26 protein-coding genes and 2 tRNA genes are annotated in these 26,475 nt (G+C 69.6%); 16 read left to right on the top strand and 12 right to left on the bottom strand.

Annotation, left to right across the window (positions count from 1 at the left end):
* Positions 1-4: 4 nt before the first annotated feature.
* Positions 5-850 (bottom strand): putative RNA uridine N3 methyltransferase, encoded by an 846-nt coding sequence (locus tag SM754_RS07650; protein WP_323675635.1) that lies wholly within the window; start codon positions 848-850, stop codon positions 5-7.
* A 429-nt stretch (positions 851-1,279) separates the two neighbouring features.
* Here SM754_RS07650 and SM754_RS07645 point away from each other — a divergent pair.
* Positions 1,280-1,350, top strand: a tRNA-Gly gene (locus SM754_RS07645).
* Positions 1,351-1,617: 267 nt separating this feature from the next.
* Here SM754_RS07645 and SM754_RS07640 read toward each other — a convergent pair.
* The gene (locus SM754_RS07640; RefSeq protein ID WP_323675634.1) at positions 1,618-2,838 is read right to left on the bottom strand and encodes a hypothetical protein; all 1,221 of its coding nucleotides are present in this window, start codon (positions 2,836-2,838) and stop codon (positions 1,618-1,620) included.
* Between the two features lie 191 nt (positions 2,839-3,029).
* The gene (locus tag SM754_RS07635) at positions 3,030-3,941 is read right to left on the bottom strand and encodes a hypothetical protein (RefSeq protein WP_323675633.1); all 912 of its coding nucleotides are present in this window, start codon (positions 3,939-3,941) and stop codon (positions 3,030-3,032) included.
* A 402-nt stretch (positions 3,942-4,343) separates the two neighbouring features.
* Between SM754_RS07635 and SM754_RS07630 the strand changes: the two genes are divergently transcribed.
* From SM754_RS07630 to SM754_RS07615, 4 genes are all read left to right on the top strand, one after another.
* The gene (locus tag SM754_RS07630) at positions 4,344-4,799 is read left to right on the top strand and encodes a universal stress protein (protein WP_323675632.1); all 456 of its coding nucleotides are present in this window, start codon (positions 4,344-4,346) and stop codon (positions 4,797-4,799) included.
* Between the two features lie 67 nt (positions 4,800-4,866).
* Positions 4,867-5,181 (top strand): thiamine-binding protein, encoded by a 315-nt coding sequence (locus SM754_RS07625; RefSeq protein WP_323675631.1) that lies wholly within the window; start codon positions 4,867-4,869, stop codon positions 5,179-5,181.
* A 134-nt stretch (positions 5,182-5,315) separates the two neighbouring features.
* A complete protein-coding gene (gene mch, locus SM754_RS07620) occupies positions 5,316-6,254 on the top strand; it encodes a methenyltetrahydromethanopterin cyclohydrolase (RefSeq protein WP_323675630.1) in 939 nt (312 codons plus the stop codon).
* A gap of 6 nt (positions 6,255-6,260) precedes the next feature.
* Entirely contained in the window at positions 6,261-6,752 is a 492-nt protein-coding gene (locus SM754_RS07615; protein ID WP_323675629.1) for a double winged helix-containing putative transcriptional regulator, read from the top strand.
* 69 nt (positions 6,753-6,821) lie between these two features.
* Here the strand turns inward: SM754_RS07615 and SM754_RS07610 are convergent, their stop codons facing one another.
* The 3 genes from SM754_RS07610 to SM754_RS07600 form a co-directional block, all read right to left on the bottom strand.
* Positions 6,822-7,700 carry a hypothetical protein gene (locus SM754_RS07610; protein WP_323675628.1) on the bottom strand — a complete coding sequence of 293 codons (879 nt, stop codon included), beginning with the start codon at positions 7,698-7,700 and terminating at the stop codon, positions 6,822-6,824.
* A 132-nt stretch (positions 7,701-7,832) separates the two neighbouring features.
* Positions 7,833-8,357 (bottom strand): universal stress protein, encoded by a 525-nt coding sequence (locus tag SM754_RS07605; protein ID WP_323675627.1) that lies wholly within the window; start codon positions 8,355-8,357, stop codon positions 7,833-7,835.
* A 104-nt stretch (positions 8,358-8,461) separates the two neighbouring features.
* Positions 8,462-10,297 carry an ATP-binding protein gene (locus tag SM754_RS07600; RefSeq protein ID WP_323675626.1) on the bottom strand — a complete coding sequence of 612 codons (1,836 nt, stop codon included), beginning with the start codon at positions 10,295-10,297 and terminating at the stop codon, positions 8,462-8,464.
* 252 nt (positions 10,298-10,549) lie between these two features.
* On the opposite strand from SM754_RS07600, the gene SM754_RS07595 reads away from it, so the two are divergent.
* The gene (locus tag SM754_RS07595; protein ID WP_323675625.1) at positions 10,550-10,885 is read left to right on the top strand and encodes a DUF7113 family protein; all 336 of its coding nucleotides are present in this window, start codon (positions 10,550-10,552) and stop codon (positions 10,883-10,885) included.
* A 28-nt stretch (positions 10,886-10,913) separates the two neighbouring features.
* On the opposite strand, the gene SM754_RS07590 is transcribed toward SM754_RS07595, so the two are convergent.
* Positions 10,914-12,209 carry a DNA double-strand break repair nuclease NurA gene (locus tag SM754_RS07590; RefSeq protein WP_323675624.1) on the bottom strand — a complete coding sequence of 432 codons (1,296 nt, stop codon included), beginning with the start codon at positions 12,207-12,209 and terminating at the stop codon, positions 10,914-10,916.
* Positions 12,210-12,331: 122 nt separating this feature from the next.
* Between SM754_RS07590 and SM754_RS07585 the strand changes: the two genes are divergently transcribed.
* From SM754_RS07585 to SM754_RS07575, 3 genes are all read left to right on the top strand, one after another.
* A complete protein-coding gene (locus tag SM754_RS07585) occupies positions 12,332-12,649 on the top strand; it encodes a DUF3784 domain-containing protein (RefSeq protein ID WP_323675623.1) in 318 nt (105 codons plus the stop codon).
* Positions 12,650-12,715: 66 nt separating this feature from the next.
* Positions 12,716-12,997: a hypothetical protein gene (locus SM754_RS07580; RefSeq protein WP_323675622.1), complete on the top strand. Its 282-nt coding sequence runs from the start codon at positions 12,716-12,718 to the stop codon at positions 12,995-12,997.
* A 36-nt stretch (positions 12,998-13,033) separates the two neighbouring features.
* The gene (locus SM754_RS07575) at positions 13,034-13,528 is read left to right on the top strand and encodes a hypothetical protein (RefSeq protein ID WP_323675621.1); all 495 of its coding nucleotides are present in this window, start codon (positions 13,034-13,036) and stop codon (positions 13,526-13,528) included.
* Here the strand turns inward: SM754_RS07575 and SM754_RS07570 are convergent.
* Positions 13,525-14,856 (bottom strand): KaiC domain-containing protein, encoded by a 1,332-nt coding sequence (locus tag SM754_RS07570; protein ID WP_323675620.1) that lies wholly within the window; start codon positions 14,854-14,856, stop codon positions 13,525-13,527. The two genes, SM754_RS07575 and SM754_RS07570, sit on opposite strands and share 4 nt — an antisense overlap.
* A 184-nt stretch (positions 14,857-15,040) precedes the next feature.
* Between SM754_RS07570 and SM754_RS07565 the strand changes: the two genes are divergently transcribed.
* Together SM754_RS07565 and mptA are read left to right on the top strand one after the other, a co-directional pair.
* Positions 15,041-15,880, top strand: coding sequence for an NAD(+)/NADH kinase (locus tag SM754_RS07565; RefSeq protein WP_323675619.1), 840 nt, complete (start codon positions 15,041-15,043; stop codon positions 15,878-15,880).
* Between the two features lie 108 nt (positions 15,881-15,988).
* Positions 15,989-16,915 (top strand): GTP cyclohydrolase MptA, encoded by a 927-nt coding sequence (mptA, locus tag SM754_RS07560; RefSeq protein WP_323675618.1) that lies wholly within the window; start codon positions 15,989-15,991, stop codon positions 16,913-16,915.
* Positions 16,916-16,940: 25 nt separating this feature from the next.
* On the opposite strand, the gene SM754_RS07555 is transcribed toward mptA, so the two are convergent.
* The 3 genes from SM754_RS07555 to SM754_RS07545 all read right to left on the bottom strand — a co-directional run bounded on the left by SM754_RS07555 (position 16,941) and on the right by SM754_RS07545 (position 19,952).
* Positions 16,941-17,186, bottom strand: coding sequence for a hypothetical protein (locus tag SM754_RS07555; protein ID WP_323675617.1), 246 nt, complete (start codon positions 17,184-17,186; stop codon positions 16,941-16,943).
* A gap of 171 nt (positions 17,187-17,357) precedes the next feature.
* A complete protein-coding gene (locus SM754_RS07550; protein WP_323675616.1) occupies positions 17,358-18,161 on the bottom strand; it encodes a TrmB family transcriptional regulator in 804 nt (267 codons plus the stop codon).
* A gap of 117 nt (positions 18,162-18,278) precedes the next feature.
* The gene (locus SM754_RS07545; protein ID WP_323675615.1) at positions 18,279-19,952 is read right to left on the bottom strand and encodes a DUF255 domain-containing protein; all 1,674 of its coding nucleotides are present in this window, start codon (positions 19,950-19,952) and stop codon (positions 18,279-18,281) included.
* A gap of 60 nt (positions 19,953-20,012) precedes the next feature.
* Here SM754_RS07545 and SM754_RS07540 point away from each other — a divergent pair, with 60 nt between their 5' ends.
* The 3 genes from SM754_RS07540 to SM754_RS07530 all read left to right on the top strand — a co-directional run bounded on the left by SM754_RS07540 (position 20,013) and on the right by SM754_RS07530 (position 22,566).
* Positions 20,013-20,651 carry an FxsA family protein gene (locus SM754_RS07540; protein WP_323675614.1) on the top strand — a complete coding sequence of 213 codons (639 nt, stop codon included), beginning with the start codon at positions 20,013-20,015 and terminating at the stop codon, positions 20,649-20,651.
* Between the two features lie 64 nt (positions 20,652-20,715).
* A tRNA-Ile gene (locus SM754_RS07535) sits at positions 20,716-20,789 on the top strand.
* A 190-nt stretch (positions 20,790-20,979) separates the two neighbouring features.
* Positions 20,980-22,566: an outer membrane protein assembly factor BamB family protein gene (locus tag SM754_RS07530; protein ID WP_323675613.1), complete on the top strand. Its 1,587-nt coding sequence runs from the start codon at positions 20,980-20,982 to the stop codon at positions 22,564-22,566.
* An 84-nt stretch (positions 22,567-22,650) separates the two neighbouring features.
* Here the strand turns inward: SM754_RS07530 and SM754_RS07525 are convergent, their stop codons facing one another.
* On the bottom strand, positions 22,651-22,800 hold the full coding sequence (locus tag SM754_RS07525) for an FmdB family zinc ribbon protein (RefSeq protein ID WP_323675612.1): 150 nt from the start codon (positions 22,798-22,800) through the stop codon (positions 22,651-22,653).
* Positions 22,801-22,971: 171 nt separating this feature from the next.
* Between SM754_RS07525 and SM754_RS07520 the strand changes: the two genes are divergently transcribed.
* Together SM754_RS07520 and SM754_RS07515 are read left to right on the top strand one after the other, a co-directional pair.
* Positions 22,972-23,109: a hypothetical protein gene (locus SM754_RS07520; protein ID WP_323675611.1), complete on the top strand. Its 138-nt coding sequence runs from the start codon at positions 22,972-22,974 to the stop codon at positions 23,107-23,109.
* 75 nt (positions 23,110-23,184) lie between these two features.
* Positions 23,185-26,310, top strand: a complete 3,126-nt coding sequence (locus SM754_RS07515) for an FAD-binding and (Fe-S)-binding domain-containing protein (protein ID WP_323675610.1) — start codon at positions 23,185-23,187, stop codon at positions 26,308-26,310.
* Positions 26,311-26,475: the final 165 nt, after the last annotated feature.

Here is a 26,475-nt window from a genome sequence, read left to right as displayed (position 1 = left end):
GCTGTTACCTCGTTAGGGTGAGGCAGCCGAGTGTCGCGAACAACGCTTCTTCGGTTCGCACGACCTCGCTGCCCTGGTTCGGAATCGAATTCACCCAGAGGTCGAACCCGGGTAGGTCACCGGATTCGACGGTGTTCGAGTCCACGGCGTCGGCGTCGACGCCGAGGATCGGCGGCAGCCCTCTGTCGGGCGCCCCGAAGACGACGGTCGTTCCGTCCTCCTGGATGCGCCCGGCGAGCGTGTCCAGCCTGGACACGGAGAGCTCCTCCCCGTGTCGCGAAGCGGCGATGGTCACGCCTGCGTCCTCACGGCCGAGTGCTGCCGATATGGTCGATTGCGACACCTCGAACCCCGGAAGCGGGGCGTCGACGAGTCGCGCACGAACCGGTCGTCTCGAAGAGACCCTGACGGTCACGCGCTCTCCCTCAGCCACCTCCATCTCCGGAGGGACGTTGAGGGAGATCGGGTGTTGCAGTCCGCAATTGACCCGGACGCGCCCTTCAGGTCCGACCTCGGTCACGATTCCCTGTCTTAACGACTCCGAATCGTTCGATTCGGAGCCGGTCTGTGACGCCGGGAGAAGCGGCGGCAGGACACCGACGTACTCGAGTTCGGGCCGTTTTCCCCAGGCCTCGCGTTTGAGGTAGGGGGGCGTTGCGGCGTATTCGAGTACGGTGCGTACGAAGTCGCCGCCTCGTTTCCGTTCGCCGTCTTCGTCGGGGAAGACGACGAGTCGGTCCGCCCGGAAGATCGTCGCCGCGCGGGCGACGTAACCGAGTTTGCGAGTTGCCTCGCGTTTGTCCTCGGCTTCCCGGGTGAGTGAGGACGGCACGAGTACGCTGGTGGTCATGCCGTGACGCTTTCTCGCCTCGTCACTAGACTGTGCCGATTGTATTCGAACGCGGCATAAAAGGGTGCCGGATTGTTTTCGGTGTTGTGAGCCGCTCTCAGCCCACTAGCCGCGTGTTTCGCGTTCACAAGGAGACGGCTTGCCGTGGGTTGGTGTTCCACGGCCACGGGGCGAAGTGTCAGAACGACCGATATACGTGCGGGGCGTCGAGTGCCGTTGCGGCGTCGCGCTTCCGGCTCGAGCGAGACGCCGTCGCGATCACAGTTCGAGTGGCCGTGCGTCGCGCGAGCGCTCGCGTACGAAGTGAAATATTACTCCCTCTTCTCGACCCCGGCGCCGTGTGCTGGTTTCCCGTCACGATGTCGCGTCGATTCGGAACCCTTATCTGTAACCCGGCCACTACGATTAGGTACGCGAAAGCGATACCGCGCGCAGGTAGTGTAGTGGTATCACGTGACCTTGCCATGGTCACAACCGGGGTTCAAATCCCCGTCTGCGCATTCTCGTACTTTCGAAACGACGAGCGGTGCGAGAGTCTGAAAGCGCGAAGGTCGGGATTCTGAATTTGAACCGTTGTGAGACGGTCGACCTCGCTTCGCTCGGTCGCTGCGACTCTCAGGGTTCAAATCCCGTCTGCGCAGTTCTCTCCATGCCGACGCCGACAAGCGTCGCTTAGCGGTTCGGTCGGGTTGGTCGGTGGGCGAGTCGGCCGTGGGGTTCGTGCGGAGAACGAGTGGTTGAGCGACGCGGACGTTCCGCGGTCGCGGTCACTCCTCGTCGTGTGTGGTAAGGCGTTCGATGGCGGCGAGGGTGTCCGTCTCGTCGATGGTGTCCGAGCGGACGGTGGCGTGGATGACCTTGGCCGCGAGTTCGGTGTCCTGGAGTGGTGAGTCCGTTGTGGGTCCTTCCCTCGCCGTGTCCTCGACGCATTGTTCGAGTCCGCCGACGGTGGCAGCGAGGTCGTCGACGGCGTCGGCGAGGGCGCCGACGTCCGTGCGGTCGTCGTCCGGTGACCGCGTGGGCTGCGTCTCCGCGAGTGCGGTCGCGACCGCTCGGTCGACGTCGGTCGACTCGCTGGTCGATGGTTCCTCGGCCGGTTCGACATCAGGTTCGGCTGACGTCTCCGCGGCCCCGTCGTTGACCCCCTCGGTCACCGTCTCGCTCGCGGCGAGCGCGCCGGGGCGCTCCACGTCGGCGTCGGCTCTGTCGGGGTCGCTCGCAACGACGTCGCTCGTCGCCGGCGATGATGGTGTGCTTTCGGCCGATTCGCTCACCGTCGCGTCCTCGTCTGGCGCACTCTCCCGAGTCTCGGGCGTGCTCTCGGCGTTGTCGGTGGTGACCTGGTCCTCGCTCGGGGCGGGTTCGTCGAGCGCGAGTTCCGCGACGTACGACTCGCGGTTCGCCCAGTCGAAGTCGTCGATGGCATTGAGTTGCGTGCTGACCGTCGCCTGACTCACGTCGAACGATGCCGCGATCTCGCTCTGGGTCGCGTCGGGTCGGGCTCGGATCGCCGCGAGGTACTCGCGCTGGCGGTCGGTCAGTGCCTCGACCCGGTCGGGCGCCGTGTCGTCCGCGTTCGTCTCACCGACTTTACCATCGTCAGCGGTCGCGTCCACGTCCGTTTCGGCCTCAGGGACGTCCGCGTCGGCTCCACCGTTGGCCGCGTTCGCGTCCGGTCCGTCATCGTCGTCGTCCACGTCGAGTCCGTCGTCGTTCCAGCCGGCGGGCGTCGCCGTGGTCGCGTCCTCGTCCGCGTCGCTCGCCGGAGGCATGGTCAGTCCGCTTCCGTCGGAGGCGGCCGCGGACGCGTCACCGCTGCTCCCCACCGTCTCATCGGGACTCGCCGACGGGTCGCCGTAGTCCTCGAGGACGCGTTCGACGAGCGACGGTGACGCCCCCGTCACGTTCTCGGCGAGTTCCTCGATGGAGTCGTCCGGGCGGTCTTCGGCGACGTCGAGTATCTGCTTGTGAACGATCGCTTTCGGCACTGTCCGTCCCCCGCCTGAGTCGTCTTGTTCGGATTGCATCCCCCGTCTGTACGGGAGTTACGTAGTATCCGCCAAAGGGCTGTTGCCCAGAACGTGACCTCGTTGCTAGGGGCGACGCGATGGAAGGGCTCGCGCCGGCCGCGCCATCGACGCCTCGGTCCGTACCGGGCGACGCGCGGCCAGTGGCCCGTTCAATACGTGGTTCCGCCGGCCTCCGTTCCGGTGGTTCCGGTCCCCGCCTCGGTGCCATCGCCTTCGTCGTCACCGTCGTCGTCTCCCTCGTCCTCGCCGCCGACCGATTCGAGGTCGGACCAGGAGACGGTACCCCGTTCGACGACGGTCTCCGGCTGGAGTGCGGGGTCGGTGAGGGTGACGCGGGAGAGTCCGACGGGACCGGCTCGCGGCTCGGGGAGGGCTTCGGGGTCGCTCGTCTCGAACGGCGCGGTGGTCTCGTCGCCGACGACGATCCGCATCGCCATCCCGAACCCTTCGTGCGGCGAGCAGATGATGTCGTAGACGCCGGGGGTTTGCAAGGAGAGCAGCCACGTGTCCGGAACGGGCCCGGCTGGCATCGCACCACCGTCGCCGCCGTCGGTGGTTCCCGTCATCGTCGTCCCGGTCTCGGTCCCAGTCGTCCCGGTCCCAGTCGTCTCGGTCATCGTCCCGGTCACGGTCCCGGTCGTCTCGTTCCCGTCGCTGCCACCTTCCTCGGCGGGTGGCGCTGGCGGTTCGACCATGTCGCCGGGGATCGTGTCCGGTCGGAAGCCCATGAGTGGCGAGGAGAACGCGTCGACGCCGAGCGGGACGCGTCGCCGCATCCCGAACGCGGGATGTATGCCGACGACGTTGTGGTCGGGCGTCGTGAACGTCCACCTGACGACGTCTCCGGGGGCGACGTGGAGGCCGGTGGGTTCGTAGAAGAAGTCCGCGGGACGGTCCGGGTTCGACGGTGGGCCGCTGATGAGCGTCTGGACGTCGTGGACGGTCCCGGTGTGTTCGTCGAGGTCGGTCACCGTCGACGTCCCCCCGGTGTCTCCCCCGCCGGCGCCGAGCGTCGACCAGCCGAGTGCGCCGAGAGCCGCGCCGGCACCGAGCGCCTTCATGACGTTCCGTCGTGCGGTACCGATCGGTCGTGTGAGTCGGTCTCGTGACATCCCAGTGGCGTCCTACGACGCGAGAACTGCTTGTTATATGCCGGTTCTCGCACGTCCGTGTCGAGTTACGCCGGATTACCTGGAGCTACGCCGGGTTACTTCGAGCGCGCGCTCGAACCGGGGAGGCCACCGCGGTTCGCGATACAGCGACCTTTCTCGAGGAATCTCGCACCTACTCGCGTACAGGGCCGGATGCGTCGGTCGCGTAGCGGTCGGCGTCCCGTCGCGTCCCGTCGGGTTCGCCCCTGGGAGCGGTCGCGTTCGACCGTCGAGACCGTGGTCCGTGGTGGCTCGTGGGACGTTGACGTGTACTGGAAACGCTTTTCCGGAAACCCCGTGACAAGTCGGGATATGGAGAAAGCGCTGGCAGTAGTTCGAGTGGATACAGGTGCGACGGAGGAACTCGTCGAGGAGGCGGTCGAGCTGTGCGAGGGCGTCGATGCGGAGCTCGTGCTCCTGCACGTGATGCCCGAGGACGAGTACGAGGAGCGGATGGCGACGCGGATGGAGACCGGGAGCGGCGGCGGGGCGTTCTCCATCAACGAGGCCGAGCGCGAGGCGACCCACATCGCGAAGGAGGCGGGCCGTCGAGTCGTCGAGGAGCACGACGTCGACGTCGAGTACCGCGGCATCGTCGGCCACCTCGAACAGGACGCCATCGAGGTCGCGGAGGACGAGGACTGCGATCACGTCTTCGTCGCCGGTCGCCGCCGGTCACCGAGCGGGAAGGCGTTCTTCGGCGACGCCACGCAGCGCATCCTCCTGAACTTCGACGGGATGGTGACGGTGTCGCTCTACGACGAGTGACGCCCCGCCGACCACGGGGGCCGCGGCAGTCGACGGGCTTTCGGTCGCGCTCGACGTACCCTCGGGTATGACCTGCGTCGCGTTCCTGTCGGTCGCACCGGTCACGGAGGACAGCATGGCTGGCGAGGTCGCGAAGGCCGTCGCCGCGCTCGAGGACTTCGACGTGGCGTACGAGACGACGCCGATGGGAACGACCATCGAGGCCGACGACGCGGAGACGGTGTTCGCGGCCGCGAACGCCGCGCACGCCGCCGTCGACGGCGACCGCGTGTCCACGTTCCTGAAGCTGGACGACAAGCGGACGGTCGAGACGACCGCTCGGGCGAAGGTCGACCGCGTCGAGACGGAGCTCGGTCGCGACGCGCGCTCGACCCAGGACTGACTTGCGAGCGATTCCGCCTGCCCGCGAGCACCGCGGCTCCCTCCGGTCGCCGCGGCGCTCGTTCGGCGACTCCCTGCGGTCGTCGCCTGCGCCAGACTGACGTCTTTTATTCGTGAGCGCGCGCTAGCGGGGGTATGCAGAGCCTGAATCGGATGGCCATCGAGCTCGTCGACGAGGCCATCGACTTCGCGGAGCAGTTGCACGTTGGGGCGTTCGAACTGGACAACGAGGCGACGGTCCTCGACTTCGGCGTCGACTTCGACGGCGGGCTGGAGGCGGGACTTCTCCTCTCGGAGATACAGACCGCGGGGCTGGCGACCGTCCAGTCGGAGCTCGGTGACGTGGCTGGAGCGCCGTTGAGTCACGTCGAGTTGACGACGGATCATCCGGCGTACGCCCTCCTGTGCTCGCAGAAGGCGGGCTGGGAGGTCAGCATCGACGACTTCGAGGGGCTCGGGAGCGGGCCGGCGCGCGCGCTCGTCGGCGAGGAGGACGTCTTCCGGACGATCGGGTACCACGACGCGTTCGACCTGACGGCGCTCGCGGTGGAGACGGAGACGCTGCCCGAGGAGGCGGTGGCGGAGCACGTCGCGGAGCTGACGGAGACGAACGTCGAGAGCGTGTTCCTGCTGGCGTTCCCGACGGCGAGCATGGCGGGGAGCGTGAGCATGGCGGCGCGCGCGGGCGAGCTCGCGACCTTCCGCCTCGCGGAGCTCGGGTACGACCCGCTCTCTGTCCTGTCGGTGAACGCTCGCGCACCGGTCGCGCCGGTCGCGCCGACGGAGGACGAGGCGATGGCGCGCACGAACGACGCGCTCGCGTACGGCGGCGAGGTGCATCTCGTGGTCGACCAGGGATTCGACCGGTTCGACGAGGTGGCGAGCACGGCGAGCGAGACGTACGGGAAGCCGTTCATGGAGGTGTTCGACGAGCAGGGCTGGAACTTCCAGCAGATTCCGAAGGACGTGTTCGCGCCGGCGAAGGTCACGGTCGACGTCCGCGGCGGCCCGACGCACGTGTTCGGCGAGACGGACGAGGAACTGCTCGCGGAGAGCTTCGACCTCCAGGGGTAGGTCGGGATGCGTTTCAAGCACGTGCCGCGTGCGCCGACGTCGGTCGAGCGCGTGTTCGAGTGTCGGCGGGCGGTCCCGCTGGTGCCGGATACGCAGGACGACTGCTGTGCGCGGCTGATGGAGCGCGTCGGGTTCCCGGACCGGGACGAGGCCGCGAAGTGGTTGACGTTCCTGCGCGCGCTCGGGCTCGTCGCGGAGCACGAGCGCGGGTACGCCCGCACTCGCGAGGACGTGACCGCGGACGCGCTCGCGGACCGGTTCCTCGACGGCGTCTACCTCGCGCCCGCGGTCCGCGAGGCGGTCGCGAGTGCGGACGAGCCGCTGTCGGCGGACGCGGTGTTCGAGTCGGTCGCCGAGGGCGTCCCGCAGTACGAGCGCAACAAGTACCCGACGAACTGGCGCGAGGTCTGGGGCGACACGGTCGGGCGCGAGCTCGACTGGCTCGCGCTCCTGGGCGAACTCGAAGCGACCGACGGCGGCCGGTATCGGGTCGCGTAGCGCGACCGGCATCGGACGGCGTGGCGCGGTCGGCGCGTCGGGCGTGACCCGGCGGCCGCGAGCGGTCGCTCACGCTCGGCGTCGTGCGGCGAGCGCGAGGAAGAGGACGCCGAAGAAGGTGGGGAAGCTCGCGACGAAGTAGAGGATTTCGGCGCCGTCGACGCTGCTGGTCGCACCGAGTGCGACGAGCGCGACGGCGAGCACGAGCGAACCGACGCCGGCGGCGCCGGTTGCGACGCGGTCGCTGCGCGAGCGCGTGGCGTCGACGGTGCTGTCGGCGGCGACGCCGGCGTCGAGGTCGTCGCGAACCCGGTCGTAGGCGTCGCTCGGTATCGTGAACAGGGCGGGTGCGTCGCGGCCGCCGGGGCGGGCGACGAACCGCGGGTGGACGAGGACGAGGCCGCCGACGTCGAGCGCGCGGACCGACGAGAGGTCGGCGAGCGGATGCGTGTTCCCGTGGACGGTGAGCGTGTCGGCGTCGCGGTCGACGCGCCCCGACGGGCCGCCGATGGCGAGTCCCATCGACGCGAGGAAGAGGACGGCGACGAGCGGATATGCCGCGAGCGCGAGGACCGTCTCGACGGTGAACGTCGCGACGAGTCCCGTGGCGGCGAGCGCGACGCTGACGGCGACGCCGAGCGGATGGAGTGCGCCGAGGTCGAACGCCTCGGTGGGCCACCAGTCGTCCGGGCGCTGGTCGGCGTCGAGGAACGCGACGAGTCCGAGGACGGAGAACGGGCCGCCGACCAGCACGAGGACGACGACGACGAACAGCGTCCCGCCGTCGCCGCTTGCAACGGCGGCACCGACGGCGATCGCGACGAGCGCGAGCGCGAGGAACGCGAACGCGCCGAGGACGCCGACGAGCGCGTACCCACAGAGACGCCCGAATCGCGTGTCCGTGGGCGCCACCTCCCAGGACACGGCGTCCCCCTCATTCGTTTTCATGCCGTAGCTGTTCGGAAGATTACTGCAAAAGTGCTGGGTTCGGTCGGTTCTGGTGACTCCACGAGTGGAATCACGGCTCACGCGGCCGGAATCACGGCTCACGCGGCCGAGCTCACGGACACGCGGTCGAGTTCACGCCGAGCCTTCCTCCGAGACCTCGTTCGTGGAGTCCTCGGACGCGCCGGATGCCGACCCGTTCTCGGCGACGTCCTCGCCGTGCGTGTGGTGGTCGCGGGCGACGGTGACGGGGACGGACGACCGGCGGATGACGGTCTCGGCGACGCTCCCGAGGAGGATGCGCGTGACGCCCGACCGGCCGTGGCTGCCCATGACGACGTGGTCGACGTCGTGCTCCTCGGCGTACCCGACGATGGTGTTCGCGGGCCGGCCGACCTCGATCGTGGTGTCGACGTCGACGTCGGCGTCGCGGACGCGGGCGGCGGTGTCGTCGAGGGTGTCGCTGGCGTCCTCGCGGGCGCGGTCGAGCCACTGGTCGCCGAGGGGCGGGAGCGAGAGGCGGCGGCGCGAGCCGGCGTCGGCGGGGTCGATGACTGTGAGCAGCGTGACGGTGGCGTCCGGGAACGCTTCCAGCGCGAACTCCAGCGCGCGGTCGGCCTGCGTGGAGTCGTCGTACGCCACGAGCACGTGCACAGACATGGTAACAGATAGCACAGTGAATGGGATAAGTAATTCGACCGTTCAGGACGGTTCACCGCGACCGAACCCACCGACTACCACGGGCTTCGAGGCGCGCGAGGTCCTCAGCGCCCGTGCTTCGTGACGCATTTCGGAAGCCCGACGATCTCGACGGGCTCGGAGTTGTCCGGCGAGTACACCACCATCTGGCCCTTCTCCATGTACGGCACCTTGTCCTCGAGGTTGCTCGGGATGTTCACCGCGGAGATGGCGTCCTCGTCGCCGAGGTTCAAGACGACCGTCGTGTTCACCTGCTTGAACACGGGGTCGGCGACGTCCTGCGGGTCCTGCGTGATGAGGAACAGCCCGAGGCGCTCCTTGCGCCCCTGCTTGGCGGCGTCCGTGAACTTCGAGATGACCTTCCGCGCCTGCACGTCCTCCGCGTCCGTCAGGAAGTTGTGCGCCTCGTCCATCCCGAGGACGAGCGGCGTCTCCTTGATGCGCTCGTAGTGCGGGTCGTTCGAGAGCTTCTGGTCGACGAGCAGGCTCGCCAGCGCGAGCACGACCGTCGTCGTCTGCCGCGAATCCGTGACGTGGTACGTCGGCACGACGCTCAACCCACCGGGGCGCACGAACTCGTTCACCATGTCCGTGATGGCGCGCGCGCTCTGATCGAAGACGTCCCCGAACCCGTACGTCCGGCGCTTGATGGCGTCGAACGTCGCCTCGTGCACGCGCCCGCTCTCGTCGAGCTCCTCCTTGAGCGCCGGGTCGTCGAGGAACGACCGGAACTGCTGGTAGGTCCCCGACGACCCGTAATCGTCGAAGAACCGACCGAGGAGCAACTTCAAGGCCGGGTACTGGTTGTCGTTCAGGCCGGCGCTCGCGACGAGCCACGGCCGCGACCGCACCATACTGAAGGGGATGGTGAACTCGACCTGCTCCGCGCGATGATGGTCGGCGCTGTACGTCGCCGACCCGACCTTCGGCACGAACGCGGTCGTGTCGTCGACGCCGCCGTACGCGACGCCCTCGCGCTCCAGTCGCCGACGGAAGTCGTCGTCCGCGGCGACCGCGGGGTTGTCGTCGTGCATCTGCGCGTACTCGTCCTGCGGGTCGAACATCACGACCGCCGGCCGGCTCTCACGCCCGCCCTCCATCGGGTACGTCCGGTCGGCCGCGAGGAACTGCCGGAGGACGTTCTTCGCGCCGTGGGTCTTCCCGCTCCCGGTCCCGCCCGCGACGAGCGTGTGCCGGAACAGGAGCGGGTCGCCCTCGCTGTAGTCGTCCTTCAACCGATAGTCGATCGTCGGCGGCTCCGCCGCCGTCCGAACCTTCTCCCCGCCGACGGAGAGATGCCCGAGGAACACGCCGTCGTCCGGCATCTTCAACCCGGTCTTTATCTCCGCGGTGTCGCTCGCCACCCGCACCACCGTCTCCGGTTTCGGGACGCGGTCGACCATCCGGCGCTTCAGCTCGTCGTCGCTGTCGTCGCGAAAGATGACGCTCATCGGTTCGAGCGTCGCCATGAACTTGTAGTCCGCCTCGTCGATACCGTCGCGACGCATCGCGCGACGCGCGTGAATCTCGTTCGCGTCGTCGCTCACGAACGCCTGCTCGTACTCCAGGCCCGTGATGCGACAGAACAGCTTCTCGCCGTCCGGATACGGCACGAGCAGGTACTTCCCGATGCGGACCTGCGGTCGGTTCCCGGTCGTCACGTACGCCCGCAGCTGCGTGTCCTCCTCGCGCTCCGCGATCTGGAGGCCGGCCGACACCGCCACCGTCCCGATACCGTCGTCGCTCCCCGCCGGCGACACGTCGACGCGCTCGAAGTCGTCACCGACCGCCGCCTCCCCACCACCGTCGGACGAAGCGCTCGCGGCGGGCTCCGGCTCATCACCCGCTCCATCGTCCTCGTCGTCACCAGCGAAGTCCCCGAAGTCACCGAGGTCAGTCATAGCACACCCTCACACCGCGAGCACCATACCCCTTTTCACGCACCCACGACCGCGCGCCCACCCGCAACGCGAACACCATCGTCGCACGCCCAGGAACGCGTCGAACGGCCAGAAACGACGCCCTTGCGGGTGCCGTACACTCGTCCGGTCGCTGCCTCCAACGGCCAGAAACGACGCCCTGGCGGGCGTCGTATGCTCGTTCGGTCGGTGGGACCCACTCCCCTTATTCGGCTGCAGGCCGTCAGTGAAATCATGTTACTAGTCCGCGGCGCTGCCGGCGGGACCGAGCTGACCGGCACCGTCTACGAGCGCGGGGAGCGCGCTCCGCAGTTCCAGGGTGCGCCCGACGAGGACGCGCCGTACGTGTGGGTCTGCGACGAGTTCTACGAGGTCGAGAGCGGCGGGAGCATTCAGGAGGTCGACGGGCGCGAGGTCCACGTGGCGTTCGACTCGCCGATGCCGCGCGGGTTCGACACGCGCGACCAGGCCGTCGAGGCGGCGCACGAACACGTCCGCACGCAGTTCGCGCGCATCGGCGTCGACGCCGACGAGGTCGAGGTCAGCGTCGAGAAGGTCGAGCACGCGTGAGTGACGGCGGGGCCGGCGACCGCGCTCGCTACTCGTCGCCCCACCTGACGTCGTCGTACTGGCGGGCGCGCCGGGACTGGAACGTCTCCTCGAGGGTCTCGCGGAGCGAGCGCTTCTCGCGGCCGCCTATCTTCGCGAGTTCGTCGGCCTTCCCGACCGCCAGCGGCGGGCCGCGTTCGGCGGCGACGGACGCGAGCGCCCACTGCCGGAGGGCCTCGCGTCGGCTCTCGCGGCGCGTCACCGCGTACGGCGCTTCGAGCCGGTAGAGGACGTCCGTCCGCGGGTCGTATATCGCGCAGAACGTGACCTCGTAGGCCTCGTCGTCGAGACGGCGGTCGACGCCGAGGGCGTCGCCGTGCCGGGAGAGCACGCGGTCGGTGCCGCCCCTGGAGACGAACCACGACGTCGCGGTGAGCGCGCTCGTGTCGCGCTCGAACCGCCGCGGCGCCGGGCCGTCGTCGTCGGCGTCGCGACGCTCCTCGTCGGCGACCATCTCGCCGCGTTCCAGGAGGCGTTTGAACATCGCGGCGTCGTCGACCCACGGCGCCTGTCCGAGCGAGTCGCGGACGACGCGCGTGATGGCGTTCCCCGCGGGGTTCTTCACGAACCCGACGAGCGGCACGTCCTTCTCGACGAAGCGCTCGACGAGCCGGACGTAGTTCTCGACGACCTCCTCCGGCTGGTCCTCCTCCTCGAGGACGGTCTTGAGTTCGGGGTGCTGGTCGGCCCACCGCAGGAGACCGGTCGGGTAGATGGGGCCGTCGAGGACGAGGAGGTCGTCGACGACGTCCGCGTTCGTGCGGGCGTGCTCGGATTCGGCGCGGTACAGCGAGAGGGCGTGCACGACCCCTTCCTCGAAGCGGTTCACTCTCGGGGCTTGCCGGATCTGCGTGCGGACGTAGCCGCTGTCGTTCATCGTCCAGTCGTCCTCGTCGAACGCGACGGTGGCGTCCGCGGAGTGCACGGTCATCACCATCGTCCGGCCGCGGTGGAGGTCGAGGTCGCTCGGCGTCGCGCTCATCGCGGCCTGCGCGATGTCGAGGACGAGGCCGTTCGAGAACGTCGTCGGGTTGATTGTACCGGCGTCGAGCCCGTGCACGGACTCGAACGCGGTGTCGGCGAGCGCGACGACCTCGACGTCGGCGACGAGCCGGCGCTGGTCCTCGATGGGTTCGAGGACGCGGTCGCCGTCGGACACGAGCGGGTCGAGGTACTCGTTCCAGACGGTCTCGGCGACGTCGCGATGGTCGGACTCGTCGACGTCGTACTGGATGCGGCGTGCGAGGCGCGCGATGCCCTCGTAGTGCACGGGGTCGAGCGTCACGTCTGCGACACCGTGGGGGATTCGCTTAAGCACGGTGGTCGGGTCGGAGACCCCCTCGCGAGCGGTTGTCGACGACGCGGTGCGACAGGACTTATATCGTTCCGGCGTCAGTTCCGGACACGATGAACGAGGGGCTCGGACTACTCGCGACCGGCGTCTTCGTGGGCTTGCTCGGCGTGCTCATCCGCTTCGGTGGGATGGTCGAACTCGTCGCGGGGTACGACCCCGAGCGCGTCGAGGACGACGAGGGATTGGCGCGGTTCGTGGGGTCGAACGTACTGTACGTGGCGGCGTTGACCGTGGTCGTCGGCGTCGTCGAGTACGTGGATGTCGTCGACGGGGTCGGCTGGCACTGGGGCGCGTACCTCGTGGGCGTGTTCGCGCTCGCGGCGCGGACGATTCGTGGTGCTCGTCGGTTCGAGCGACCCGTCGACGCCTGATTTACTCGACTCCGAACTAATTTCTATCACCGAGTTTATGTTTCTCCGGGCGTCATCGTCGGGTAGATGAGCGACCCCGCGACCCCCGAGCGCGGCAGCGAGGACCCGGTCGACTGGCGGCGCACCGACGACGGCGTCCGCCTCTTCGACCCCGAGAACGACGACGCCTGGATCGAGGTCACGTTCGAGGCCGGCGTCGACCCCGAGAAACGCCTGTTCATGGTGTGCGACGACTGCGGCGCCGTCGCCGCCCAACGCACGCGCCCCGGTCGCGCCAGCGTCTGCGCGGACTGCGGCACCGAACACGAACACGAACCCCGGCGTCCGCCCGAGCAGACGCGAGAGTAGCTCACCTTCTTCCCTCTCGCGTCCCACCGTCCACGTATGCCCGCCGACGAGTCCACCGACCGCGAGCCACGCACCATCGCGGTCAGCGAACGCGTCCACGAGCACGTCCAGTCGATGGGGATGCCCGACGAATCCGCGAGCGAGACGCTCGAACGACTCCTCGGCCTCAGCCCCGACCCCGCGACGCTCGGGGCGGACGACCTCTCCACGCCCCTCCCCGACGACCCGGTGGTGCCGGACGCGCTCGCCCCCGACCCGACGACGGACGCGACCGCCGTCGACCCCGACGAGATACCGGACCCCGAGCCCGCGCCCAGCGACGTCGACGGCGCACTCGGCGAACTCGCCGGCATCCTCGACGTCGAGGACCGCGAGCGAACCGAGGCGCTCCTCGAACAGATCGCCGACGCCGACCCCGCGGAGCTCGACGGTATCGTCGCCGCGCTCGAAGACGAACGCCAAGCCGAGGACCGCGCTGGCCGCAACGACGATGACGACGACGATGAGGCGTCGGCCAGCGACGGCGTCTAGAAGATGTTCGCCTGCCGGTACACCGAGATGCCCTCGTTCGTGATCTCGTAGGGCTTGGTCTCCCGGGAGTGGTTCGCGTCCCGTATCTTCTGTATCTCGATGGCCAGCCGGGTCTCGCGGAAGTCGTCCGGGCGGACGTACTGGAGGACGAACACCGCGTCCGTGAGGTACTCGACGATGCCGTGCCGGCTCGTGTAGGAGTGCTCGTCGCTCGCCTCGCTCGTCAGCATCGTCGTCACGCCCGCGTTCTTCAGTGACTGCGTGAAGTCGTAGATCTCGTTCCGGCGTCTCGCGCGGTCGTCGTACATCATCTCGAGGAGCGACACGGAGTCGAGGACGAGCCGCGTCGCGTCGAAGGACTCGATGAGTCGCGGGAGCTCCGAGCGGATGGACCGCAGCGAGTTCGCCATCTCCACCGGGTCGAGGTCGACGACGGCGAGCTGCCCGTTGTCGGCGTACTCGTCGAAGTCGAGTCCCTTCTCGGTCGCTGAGTTGATGACGCGTTCGCGGGACTCCTCGAGCGTGATGTAGATGCCGCGTTCGCCGTTCCGGAGCGCCTCGTGGAGGAACTGGAGCGCGAACGTCGTCTTCCCGGTCCCGGCGGACCCGATGGTGACCATCAGCGAGCGTTCGGGGACGCCGCCCTGGATCATCTCGTCGAGGCCGTCGATGCCGAGGTCGATGCGGGGCAGGTCCGTCTCGTACTCATCTTCGGCCTCGAACCCGCCGCCACCGCCCATGCCGAAGTCCCCGCCACCACCCATGCCGAAGTCGTCGCCGCCGCCCATCCCGAAGTCGTCGCCGCCGCCCATCCCGAAGTCGTCGCCGCCGCTCGTCCCGAAGTCGGCGTCGACGTCCAGATCGCTGTCCATATCGAACTCGCCGCCGCCCGGGAAGTCGCTCTCCGCGCCCGGTCCACCAGGCCCTCCCGACGCACCGCCGGAGCCGCCCGACGGACCGCCAGCGGGACCGGCGACGTCCGGTGCGTCACCCATCGCGGCCGCGAAGTCGTCGTCGAACAGGCCGCCGCCGTCGTCCTCGCGGTCGCCACCGCCGTCGTCGTCCTCCTGGCCGGCGCCGCCGTGGGTGCCGTCGTGGTCGTCGCCGTCGCTCCGGTCAACGAGGTCCGCGTCGACGGTCGTCTCGCCCGACATCCCGTCGCCGGCCGCGTCCCCATCGCCGGGAGCACCGGCGTCGTCGCTATCGCCTTCGGCGTCGTCGCTATCGCCGCCTTCCCCGGCCCACTCGTCCCAGTCACCGGGGTCGTCCTCGGGCGGCGTCTCGTCGAGTGCGCGCTCGAACCAGTCCTCGTCGTCGTCCTCGCTCATCGTCGAAAGGGCTCGCGCGACCCAACCATCGGCGACCGCGCGAGCGTGTGTGTGCCGAGCGACGGGACCGAAACGTATCAACCTTGTTGCTGTCGACGTCCACCGCGATATCGCAACCAGTGACCGTCACGACGGGTCGCGTCACGACGCGGGGTTTTTCACCGGGCGGGTGGTAGGCGGGAACATGCACGTAGGTGTCGTCGCCCAGAAAGGGAACGTGCGCGCCGCGGGTCTCGCCGGAGAGCTCTGCGACGAGCTCCGGTCGCGCGACGTCGCCGTCGCCGTCGACGAGGCGACCGCGGCCGAACTCGACGTCGACGGCGTCCCAGCCGGCGAGATGCGGGCCTGCGACCTCGTCTGCAGTATCGGCGGCGACGGCACCTTCCTCTACGCGGCCCGTGGCGCGAACTCCGTCCCCATCCTCGGCGTGAACCTCGGCGAGGTCGGGTTCCTGAACGCCGTGTCGCCCGAGGACGCGCACGACGCGCTCGTCGCGGAGGTCGAACGGTTCCGCGAGACCGGGACGGTGCGCTCGCGCGCACTTCCGCGACTCACCGCGACCGGCACCGGCCAGCACGGCGACGACTGGTCGCTCGCCCCCGCGGTGAACGAGATCGTCGTCCAGGGCCCCCAGCGCGGGCACGGCGCCGGCGCGGGGTTCGAGGTGCGCGTCGACGGCGAACTGTACTCAGGCGGGCACGCCGACGGCGTCCTCGTCGCCACCGCGACCGGGTCCACGGCGTACAACCTCAGCGAGGGCGGTCCGCTCGTCGCGCCCGCCGCCGGCGACTACGTCGTCACCGAGATGTGCGCGAGCGAGGCGATGCCGTCGCTCGTCCTCTCCCGCGACCAGACCGTCACCGTCCGCGTCGACGACGCCGACCGTGCGCACGTCATCAGCGACGGACGGGAGACCCGCGAACTCGACCTGCCCGCCGCCGTGGAGGTCGGGACCGCGCCCGACCCGGTGCGGGTCGCGGGCCCGCCCGTGAACTTCTTCGAAGCCCTCAACAAGCTCGACTAGACGAGTCGAGAACGCCACCGTGACGCGTTCTCGACGCCGATATCGGGCGTCTAGCTGTCGGTTCCCCCTTCGTTAGGTACAAACGGCCGTCTACCCTTCTTTGGAGCAATGAGTCAGGAACTGCCGGACGTCCAGGCGTCGAGCCCGGACGTCACCGTCGGCCTCAACCAGGTCGGGGTGACGGGCGTCGAGAAGCTCGTGAAGCTCGCCCGCCCCGAGAAGCGACCGATCGTGCTGATGGCGGAGTTCGAGGTGTTCGTCGACCTGCCGTCGTGGCGGAAGGGCGCGGACATGAGTCGGAACATGGAGGTCATCGACGAGACGCTCGAAGCGGCGACCCGGGACGAGGCGTACCGCGTCGAGGACGTCTGCGGTGACGCCGCCGAGCGCCTGCTGGACAAGCACGACTACACGAGCAAGGCGGAGGTCCGGATGGAGGCGGAGCTGATTACGCGCGAGCAGACGCCGGCGAGCGACCGCGAGACCCAGAGCACCGTGGACGTCATCGCGGGCGCGACCGCGACCGAGGACGGCACGCGCGAGGAGATCGGTGCGCGCGTCGTCGGGATGACGGTGTGTCCGTGCTCGCAGGGCATGAGCGCGGCCCGCGCCCGGTCGGTACTGGACGACCTCGGCGTGGACGACGACACCGCGGAAGCGTTCCTCGACGAGGTCCCCCAGCCGGGCCACAGCCAGCGCGGGCACGCGACGCTCACCGTCGAGACCGACGGCGCGCCCGAGGTCGACCTCATGGAGCTCGTCGAGGTCGCTCGCGACTCGATGAGCGCGCGCATCTACAACCTCGCGAAGCGCCCGGACGAGGACCACATGACCTACCAGAGTCACGCGGACGCGAAGTTCGTCGAGGACTGCGTGCGGTCGATGGCCGAGGGCGTCGCGAAGGAGTTCCCGGACCTCGCGGACGACGCGGTCGTGACGATGAAGCAGAGCAACGACGAGAGCATCCACCAGCACAACGCGCACGCCGAGCGCGTCGTGGACGTCGGGACGCTCCGCGACGAACTTGAGGACTGAGTACGGCCGGCGAGGCCCGACGGTCTCAGTGCCGCCCGACGTGGTACACGACGCCCCAGAGGAACGACAGCCCGACCATCACCACGAGCGTTCCCGCGAACTGTCTGCTCGCCGGGACCCCAACCCCGAACTGTCGGACCGTCTCGACGACGAGCAGCGAGAGCTCTCCGAGCGGTGGCAGTATCTCCCAGACGAACTTCGAGAACATCGTGCCGATGAGGAGCGTCGCGAACGCCGCGAACCCGTGCGAGGCACCCGTTGTCGCTGGCATACGGCTACCTGAGAGGAGCCACGGACAAAACTGTATCCCTCACTGACCAGTTCGACGCGATGGACGACCGCTCCGCGCTCGACGCGGGGGCGGACGGCGTCCCGCTCCCGGCCGCATACGGCGTTCCGTTCCCGACCCAGGACGAGGTCGGTCCGGCGTCGGCGAGTCCGTTCAGAACGAGAGCGGTTCCGCGCCGTCCCACGTCGGGTCGAACTCCTCGAAGACGTCCGCGGCGAACTCGGGGTCCTTGAGGTCGATCATCGCGAACGCCTCGGTCCCGCCGAGGGGGTTGGGGACCTGAATGACGACCTCGATGTCGTCGATGAGGTTGAACGTCCCGGTGACGTTCTCGCTCGTGCGGACGTTGAAGTTCGGGTCGTCCGTGAGTCGGTCGCGGTAGCGGCGACCGACCTCCTCGCTGAGCGAGGCGACCATCTCGCGGGTCATGAGGACGTCCACGTCGACGCCGCGTTCGAGGGCGTTCTCCATCTCCTCGACGATCGATTCGCCGATCTCCGCGACGTTGAACTGCGGGCTCGGGTCGCTGGCGACCATCACGATGCGGTCGTCGGCGGCGGTGAGCCGTTCCAGGAGGAGGTCGGTGGTCTCGTCCTGGCCGACGGCGGCCGTCCAGAACTGTTCCTCGACGGGTTCGGCGGCGTCGAGTTCGTCGCTGAGTTCGTCGACGATGTTCTGGTACTGCTCGGCCTTCTCCTCGAGCTCGCGCTTCTTGTCCTCCAGCAGGCGGTCGAGCGCGGTCGCGGGTTCGACCGCGACGTACTTCTTCGGGCGCGAGGCGGTCTGACTGCGGACGAGGTTGTACTGCTCGATGCTGTTCAGGACGTCGTAGATGCGGCCCATCGGGACGTCGCTCGCCCGGGACAACTCCTTTGCGGTTGTCGGTCCGGTGTTGAGGAGTGCACGGTACGCTCGTGCCTCGTACTCCGACAACCCGAGGTCTCGCAGGCTGGCCATAGTAAACCCAAACAGAGTGGAGAACCATAAACACATCGGTAGTTGTAGGGCGCGAGGTCGGTCCGGGCGCCGGAACGGGACGGGGTCGAGAGGCGTCAGCGACCCCGGAGCCGGCGTTTAAACGGTCTCCGCGACCAGGTCCGCGAGGTCGGCGGGCGTGCTCGCCGTGCCCGCGACGTCGTCGCCGCGCGCGACCGACGCCTCGCCGGAAGCGACGTCGTCGGCCGCGGGGACGACGACCTTCTCGTGGTCCGCCATCCGGAGGGCGGCGCGATGCAGGTCGCTGCCGGCGTCGTCGCCGACGCGAACGACGAGCGGCGACTCCAGGTACCGAGAGGCGGTCGCGGCGTACGCGGCGACGCGCACCCCGAACCGGTCGGCGGCACCGCCGTACGCCTCGAGCGCGCGCCGGCCGACCGCGCGGTACTCGTCGTCGCCCGTGACGGCCGCGAGGTCGAGGAGCGCGTCCGCGAACTCGACGTTCCCGTCGAGCGGGTACAGCGACTCGTCGAGCAACCCGGCGCCGGACGCGGGCCCGTCGCGGAACGCATCGTCGTCCCCGAGTTCCTCGATGGTCCAGTCCGCGACCCGACGCGCCTCGTCGACGACGTCGGCGCCCGTCACCTGGCGCGCGCGGAGGAGCGCCGAGAGCACCCGCGCCTGGTCCGCGAGCACGCCGACCTCCCCGCGCTCGGCCGCCCCAGCGTCCTCGCCGTCCACGGCATCCGTCTCCTCGGGGGACGCGACGTAGTGCGTGACCGCGCCGTCGTCGACGAGTTCCTCGCGGACGAACTCGAGCGCTCGCGTCCCGTACGAGCGCGCCCGCTCGTCGTCCGTGTACGCCGCGAACGCGAGGAGCGCGTCGGCCGCGAGCGCGTTCCGGTCCGCGAACGCGGTCGGGTCCACGGCCGGCGCGTCGGCGTCCTCGCGGTCGCTCGGCGCGAGCCCGTAGTACGATTCGTCGGCCGCCTGACTCCCCGCGAACGCCGACCCCGTCCAGAGCGTCGACGAGAGGTAATTCACGCCCGCGCTCGCAGCCTCCCGGTACGTCTCGGTGCCCGTGTAGAGGTACGCGTTCGCGAACGCCCGCACCAGCGCCGCGTTCGAGTCGAGCAGCTTCTCGTGGTGGACCGTCGACCAGTTCGCGTTCTCCGCGAACCGATAGAACCCGCCGTCGTAGTCGTCCCGGAGGTTCGCGTCGACCGCGTCGAGCGTCCGCACCGCCTGGTCGCGCTGGCGCTTCAGCGCGAACTCGATGGTGCGCGGCAGCGGGAACTTCGCGTTCTCGGCCCACCCGCCGTGCTCGTCGTCGAACGAGTCCACGAGCTGGCCGAGCATCTGCTGCTCGACCTCCGGTGTCAACTCGCCCGCGGGCGGCAGGCCCTCGCGGAGCGCGCGCGGCACCGTCCCGGCGTCGACGCCCTTCGCGTTCCAGGCCTTCCGGACGCTCGTCAGTACCTGCCGGAACCCGTCCGGGCCGAGGTAGCCCGCGCCCGAGAGCACGCTCCCGTCCGGCGCGAGGAACACCGTCGAGGGGAACCCACCCATGTTGTAGCGCTCCCGGACGCGCGGGTGGCGGTCGGCGTCCACGCGAACGGGCACGAACCCGTCGTTGACGTTCGCGGCGATACGCGGTTCGTCGTACGTCTCCCGGTCCATCTCGTGGCAGTGCGCGCACCACGTCGCCGAGAGCGACAGGAGCACGGGTTTCCCGGCGCGGTCGGCGACCGCGAACGCCTCCTCGCCCCACTCGCGCCACTCGACCTTCGTCTGCTCGGCGGACTCGTCCATACGAGCGGTTCGGCCGGACGTGGATAAAGGGCTTTGAAGCCGGACGCGCTAGACGGAGGTATGCTCCGGTACATCGCCGCACTGCTCGTCATCCCACTCCTGGACTCCATCGTCCTCGTCGGACTGGTGGCGTCGGGGACGCTCGGTGGCCTGCAGGCGGTGGCGCTCGTCGTCCTGACTGCCCTGATCGGGATGCTCCTCGTGCGGATGGAGGGTCGGCGGACGCTCGCGAAGATACAGCGGTCGCTCGCCAAGGGGAACCCGCCGACGAACGAGCTCATGGACGCCGGGCTCCTGATCGCGGCGGGCGCGTTCCTCCTGACGCCCGGGCTCGTCACGGACGCCATCGGCATCGCGCTGACGCTCCCGCTGACGCGCGTCCCGATCCGGATGGCGCTGAAGAAGTTCGTGGTGGTCCCGCAGCTCGACAAGCGAACTGGCGGGATGGCCTCGGGGAAGGCGTGGACGTTCGGGTTCCCGAACCCGGAGGACGCGAGCGGTGGCGGTGCCGCGGGCGGGTTCTCCGTTGGCGGTAGCTTCGGCGGGAGCTTCGGCGGTGACGGCGACGGCCGCGGCGGCCCGTTCGGCGGTGGCGCGCGCGACGATGACGACCGCGACGACGACACCATCGACCTCGACGAGGAGTCGTTCGAGGTGGACGTCGAGGACGTCCGCGACGACGACGAGGACCGGGACTGACTCACACTCGAACTGCAAGAAGGAAACCCTTTTATTCATCACCCATCTATCTCGGAGTGCGTTCGGGCGGATAGCTCAATTAGGTTGAGCGCCACTCTGATAAGGTGGAGGTTCTCGGTTCAAATCCGAGTCTGCCCACTCCTTCCGCGGACACAAAACGACGAGCGTAGCGAGTCGTTTGTTCGTTCGCGCGGGTGGTGAGAACGGGAGTGATGGCGGTGGGTAGCTGGTGGTGTCCTGGGTGGTGTTGTTTTGGGATGTTCCGTGTGTGGTGAGCCGGCGGCGTTCGTGTCAAACTTTTAAGTAAGTCGTTCCGTTCTGTACTGGCATGGTTGATGGGTGGTCACGTCGTCCGCTGTTGGCGGGTGGGGGATTGGCGCTCACGGGCGCGCTCTCTGGCTGTCTCAGGTTCGTGACGCAGAGCGGGGGGAATCCGTCGGACGCGACGTTCGAGTTCTCGTACGACGAGGCGAGGCGGTCGTTGACCATCTCGTACGCCGGTGGCGGGAGTCTGACGGCGGGGAAGGTCCACATCGAGTCGAGCGACGGCGATACGGCGGTGTGGAACGCGCTCGGGACGACGAGTGCCGGGTCGGACGAGTCGCTCTCGGAGGGTGCGAGCGCGCGCATCGGCGCGTCGATCCTCAATTGGCCGAGCGAGGTGTCGCCGACGGACGTCGTTCGCGTGGTGTATCGGGACGAAGCGGGGTCGCCGGTGACGCTCGCGCGCCACCGGCAGGTCCGCGACGGGACTGCGACGAGTACGGACACCTCGCCGGACGGGAGCGAACCGACCGACGGCGAGGGTGAGGAGACCACCGAGGAGGACGACGACGCAGACCCGAGTCCGGCGGGAGCGTTCCCGCGGTTCCAGTTCGACGCCGGGAACTCCGGGGCGGCCGCGGGGAACGTCGGGCCCACGGGGTCGGTCGAACCGCGGTGGGTGTTCGGAACGGGGAACAACACGCACTCGACGCCGGCGGTCGTCGACGGGACGGTGTACGTCGACGCCGACCGGTACGTGTACGCGATAGTCGCCAGCGACGGCACCGAACGCTGGCGGTTCCAGACCGAGACCCGGTTACAGGACGCGCTCGTTGTCGACGACGGGACGGTGTTCGTCGGGAGCAAGGGCGGGCGCGTGTTCGCGTTGGACGCGGCGACGGGCGAGGAACGATGGCGTGCTCGAACCGGCGGCGCCGTCACCGGTCGGCCGCCCGTGGTCGTCGACGGGACGGTGTTCGTCGGGGACGCCGAGGGCGTGCTGTCGGCGATCTCGGTGAGCGACGGGTCGGTCCGCTGGCGGTTCGAGGCCGGTGGGGCGGTCACGGCACCGGCGTACGCCGACGGGACGGTGTTCGTGGGGAGTGCGGACGGCAACGTGTACGCCGTGGACGCGGACGCTGGGAGTGAGGCGTGGCGGTACGAGACGAGGGGCGAGGTCGGCGCGGTTCCGGCGGTCGTGGACGGCCGCGTGTACGTCGGGGTGAAGTCAGGGCAGGTCGTTGCGCTGTCCGCTTCCGACGGGGCCGTCGCGTGGTCGTTCGAGACGGACCATCCGGTGCGGGCGTCGCCGGTCGTGGCCGACGAGACGGTGTACGTCGGCGACGGTGCGCTGTTCGAGACGCCGGGCGCGCTGTACGCACTGGGTCGGTCGGACGGGGCCCCCCGGTGGCGGTTCGAGACGGACGGGTCGTACGGTGGGCGGCAGGGAGCCATCGTCGCCCCGCCCGTTCTCGCGGACGGAACGGTGTACTTCGGCGTGGACGCGAACCGGGTGTACGCGGTCGACGCGGCGACGGGGAGTCAAGACTGGTCGTTCGGTGACGTTGGCGTCGTGCTGTCATCGCCGGCGGTCGCTGACGGAACGGTCTACGTCGGGGCGGACAACGATAGCGTGTACGCGCTGGAGTGACCACCGCCGTCGCTCGTCATCCGGGGGTTGCCGTGCCGGGTCGGCGCGCGGTCGGCCGTCGGGTCGCGGCCGCATCGGTGGCGTCTACCAGTCGATGCGTTCGACGCTGTACCCGCCGCAGTCGGGGCAGACGTGGTGTTGGACCTCGTAGCCGCTTTCGCACGCGAGGCACGCGTACTCGGGGCGTGTCTCGTCCTCGCCGAAGGCCTCCAGCACGCGGTCGAGTGTTCCCATCTGGGAACGTCTGACGTCTCGTGGTGGCATAATGCTTCTGTCTACCTTGCTGGTCGGTTCGGAGTGGTCTCCTGGTGGTGAGACGACGGTTCGAGCGGGCGCAGTCGGGCGGTTTTCACTTTCACCGTGCATGGCGTGGGTTTAGGGTCGTTCTGTGCGTATCGGTCGGGTATGAGTGCGCAGGACGACGTTCGTGAGGCGTTGGAGGCGGCGCAGCTCGCGGTGGCGGCCGACGACTACGACTCGCTGGAGAAGGCGGGCCTGGAGCTCGTCGGCCTGGCGCGTCGACGTCGACACGAGGACGACTGAGGGGAGCCCGCCGTCGAGTCGACCGCGCGCCGGTGCGGCGTGGCGGTTAAGGCGTCGTGAGTCGACGCGTCTGTCATGGCGACGGAGCCGAACGCCGCTGGGCGAGCGCGCGACGAGGCGTCGGACTACGATTACGCGAGCGACCGCGTCGAGCGCCCCGAGCTGGCGGCGGCGTTACGCGAGCGCGTCGACGGCGAGGTGCGGTTCGACGACTACTCGCGCGAGCTGTACGCGACGGACGCGAGCCTGTACTCGGTGACGCCCGTCGGTGTCGTGTTCCCGACGGGGACGGCGGACGTGGCCGCGGTGCTGTCGTTCTGTGCCGAGGAGGGTATCGCGGTGCTGCCGCGCGGTGGCGGGACGAGTCTCGCCGGGCAGACGGTGAACGAGGCGGTGGTACTCGACTTCACGATGCACATGGACGCGGTCCGCGAGGTCGACCCGGAGGGGCGGCGTGCGGTCGCCCAGCCCGGCGTCCTGCTCGGGGACCTCGACCGGCGGCTCGCCGAGCACGACCTGAAGTTCGCGCCGGACCCGGCGTGGGGCGACAAGTCCGCGCTCGGCGGCGCGGTCGGGAACAACTCGACGGGCGCGCACTCGCTGCGCTACGGGAAGACGGACGCGTACGTCGAGCGCTGCGAGGTCGTGCTCGCGGACGGCACCGTCACGGAGTTCGGGGAGGTGTCGGTCGAAGCGGCACGCGAGAAGGCGGCGGGCGACGACCTCGAAGCCGAGGTCTACGCGACGGTACTGGAGATGCTCGAGTCGGACGGCGACCTCCTCCGGGAGCGCTACCCGGACCTGAAGCGGTCGGTGTCGGGGTACAACCTCGACTGGCTCGTCGAGGACTACGCGGGCGGCGAGCGCGGCGTCGGCGAGCCGGACGGCGCGGGCGACGCCGTGAACCTCGCGAAGCTGCTGTGCGGGAGCGAGGGGACGCTCGCGGTCGTCACCGAGGTCGAGGTGCGCCTGGAGCCGGTCCCGGAGACGAAGGCGGTCGCGCTCCTCTGTTACGACGACCTCGTCGAGGCGATGCGGGACGTCGCGCCCATCCTCGAGCACGACCCGGCTGCGGTCGAGCTCGTCGACGACGTCCTCCTGGGGTTGGCGCGGGACACGCCGGAGTTCGCGGACGTCGTCGAGCTGCTCCCCGCGGGCGCGAGCGACGTGCTCCTCGTGGAGTTCTACGCCGAGAGCGACGCGGCGGGCGAGCGCGCGGTCGCGGAACTGCTCGCTGACCGCGTGCCGGCGGCGTCGACCGCTGGCGACCCGGGCGCGGACGCGGTGACGACGGCGGCCGAGACGCGTGCGGTCGCGGGCCTGGAGGCGCACGAGGCCGGGGAGCGCGAGCGGTTCTGGAAGCTCCGCAAGAGCGGGCTCCCGATACTGCTGTCGCGGACGTCGGACGCGAAGCACGCGTCGTTCATCGAGGACGTCGCCATCCCGCCCGAGCACCTCGCGGAGTACGTCGAGGCGTTCCAGGCGGTGCTCGACGAGCACGACACGTTCGCGTCGTTCTACGCGCACGCCGGCCCGGGCGTCCTTCACGTCCGGCCGCTCGTGGACACGAAGACGGTCGACGGCGTCGAGACGATGCGGTCCATCGCGGACGACGTGACGGACCTCGTCGTCGAGTACGGCGGCTCCGTCAGCGGCGAGCACGGCGACGGGCGGGCGCGCACGGAGTGGAACCACAAGCTGTTCGGGGACGACGTCTGGGAGCGCTTCCGGGAGCTGAAGTCGGCGTTCGACCCCGAGTGGCGCTTGAATCCCGGGCAGGTCTGCGGGGACGTGGACATGACCGAGCACCTCCGCAGCGGCCCCGCCGACGCGTTCGACGTCGGGTTCGAGCCGTCGCTCGCGTGGGAGAACGAGAACGGCCTGCAGGGGATGGTCGAACTCTGTCACGGCTGCGGCGGGTGTCGCGGCCCGCAGGAGACGACCGGTGGCGCGATGTGTCCGACGTACCGCGCGGCCGACGAGGAGGTCGCGAGCACGCGTGGTCGTGCGAACCTCCTCCGGGAGGCGATGCAGGGCGACCTGCCCGACGACGCGCACCTCTCGGCGGAGTTCCGCGAGGAGGTCCTGGACCTCTGTATCGGGTGCAAGGGCTGCAAGCGCGACTGTCCGAGCGGCGTGGACATGGCGAAACTGAAGGCGGAGGTGACGCACGCCCACCACGAGCGCGAGGGGGCGTCGCTCCGCGAGCGGGCGTTCGCGAACGTCGACGCGCTCGCGAGGGTCGGGAGCGCGCTCGCGCCGGTGTCGAACTGGCTCGCGGCGGCGCCGGGCGCGCGAGCGCTCCTGGAGCGAACCGTCGGCATCGGGACCGGCCGGCCGCTCCCGTCGTTCGCGCGGACGACGTTCCGCGACTGGTTCGAGGCCAGAGGTGGGAGCGCGGTGCGGTCGAGCGACGCGACCCGGTCGGTGGTGCTGTTCCCGGACACGTACACGAACTACACGAACCCGGACGCGGGGAAGGCGGCGGTCCGCGTCCTGGAGGCCGCGGGCGTCCACGTCGTCGTCCCGGGGGACGTGACGGACACGGGACGGCCCGCGCACTCGATGGGGTTCCTCGACCGGGCTCGCGAGACCGCGAGCGAGGTCGTCGACGCCCTCGCGCCGTACGTCCGAAGCGGCCGCGAGGTCGTAGTCGTCGAACCGTCGGACGCGGTGATGCTCCAGTCGGACTACCACGACCTCCTGAGCGCGGACGCTGCCGCGGGCGACGGCGGGAGCGGCGGGCGGGGCGTGGACGCGGCGACGCTGGAGGCGGTCAGTACGGCGACGTACGGCGTCTGCGAGTACCTGGACGCGTTCTCGCTCGACGACCGCGTCGAGTGGCGGGAACGCGGCGAGCACGTCGCGTACCACGGGCACTGCCACCAGCAGGCGACGAAGAAGGACCACCACGCCGTCGGCGTGCTCCGGCGCGCGGGCTACCGCGTGGACGCGCTCGACTCCGGGTGCTGTGGGATGGCGGGGAGCTTCGGGTACGAGCGCGAGCACGAGGCGATGAGCTCCGCCATCGCGGACATCCTCTACGAGCAGGTGGACGCGAGCGACGCCGACACCGTCGTCGCACCGGGTGCGTCCTGCCGGACGCAGCTCGCGGCGCGCGAGGACGCCGACGCGTACCCGCCGACGCCCATCGAGGCGCTCGCCGTCGCCCTCCCGGACGCGTCTCCCACCGACGAGTGAGGGACGATCGACCGCCGGAACTCGACCCCCCGAATCTCGACCGCCGTCCCCCGGTTCGCCCATCAGGTCGGCGAGCTGATTCGGCCGCGTTCGCGCCTGTGCACCCGCCATACAGCCCTCCGAGCGAATTAAGGGTATGGAAGCAGTACGTTACCGTGGACGCAC

Source organism: Halorubellus amylolyticus (assembly GCF_034808145.1).
GTDB lineage: Archaea > Halobacteriota > Halobacteria > Halobacteriales > Natrialbaceae > Halorubellus.
Note: the sequence above shows the minus strand (reverse complement) of the source record. Positions and strands in the feature narration are given on the sequence as shown.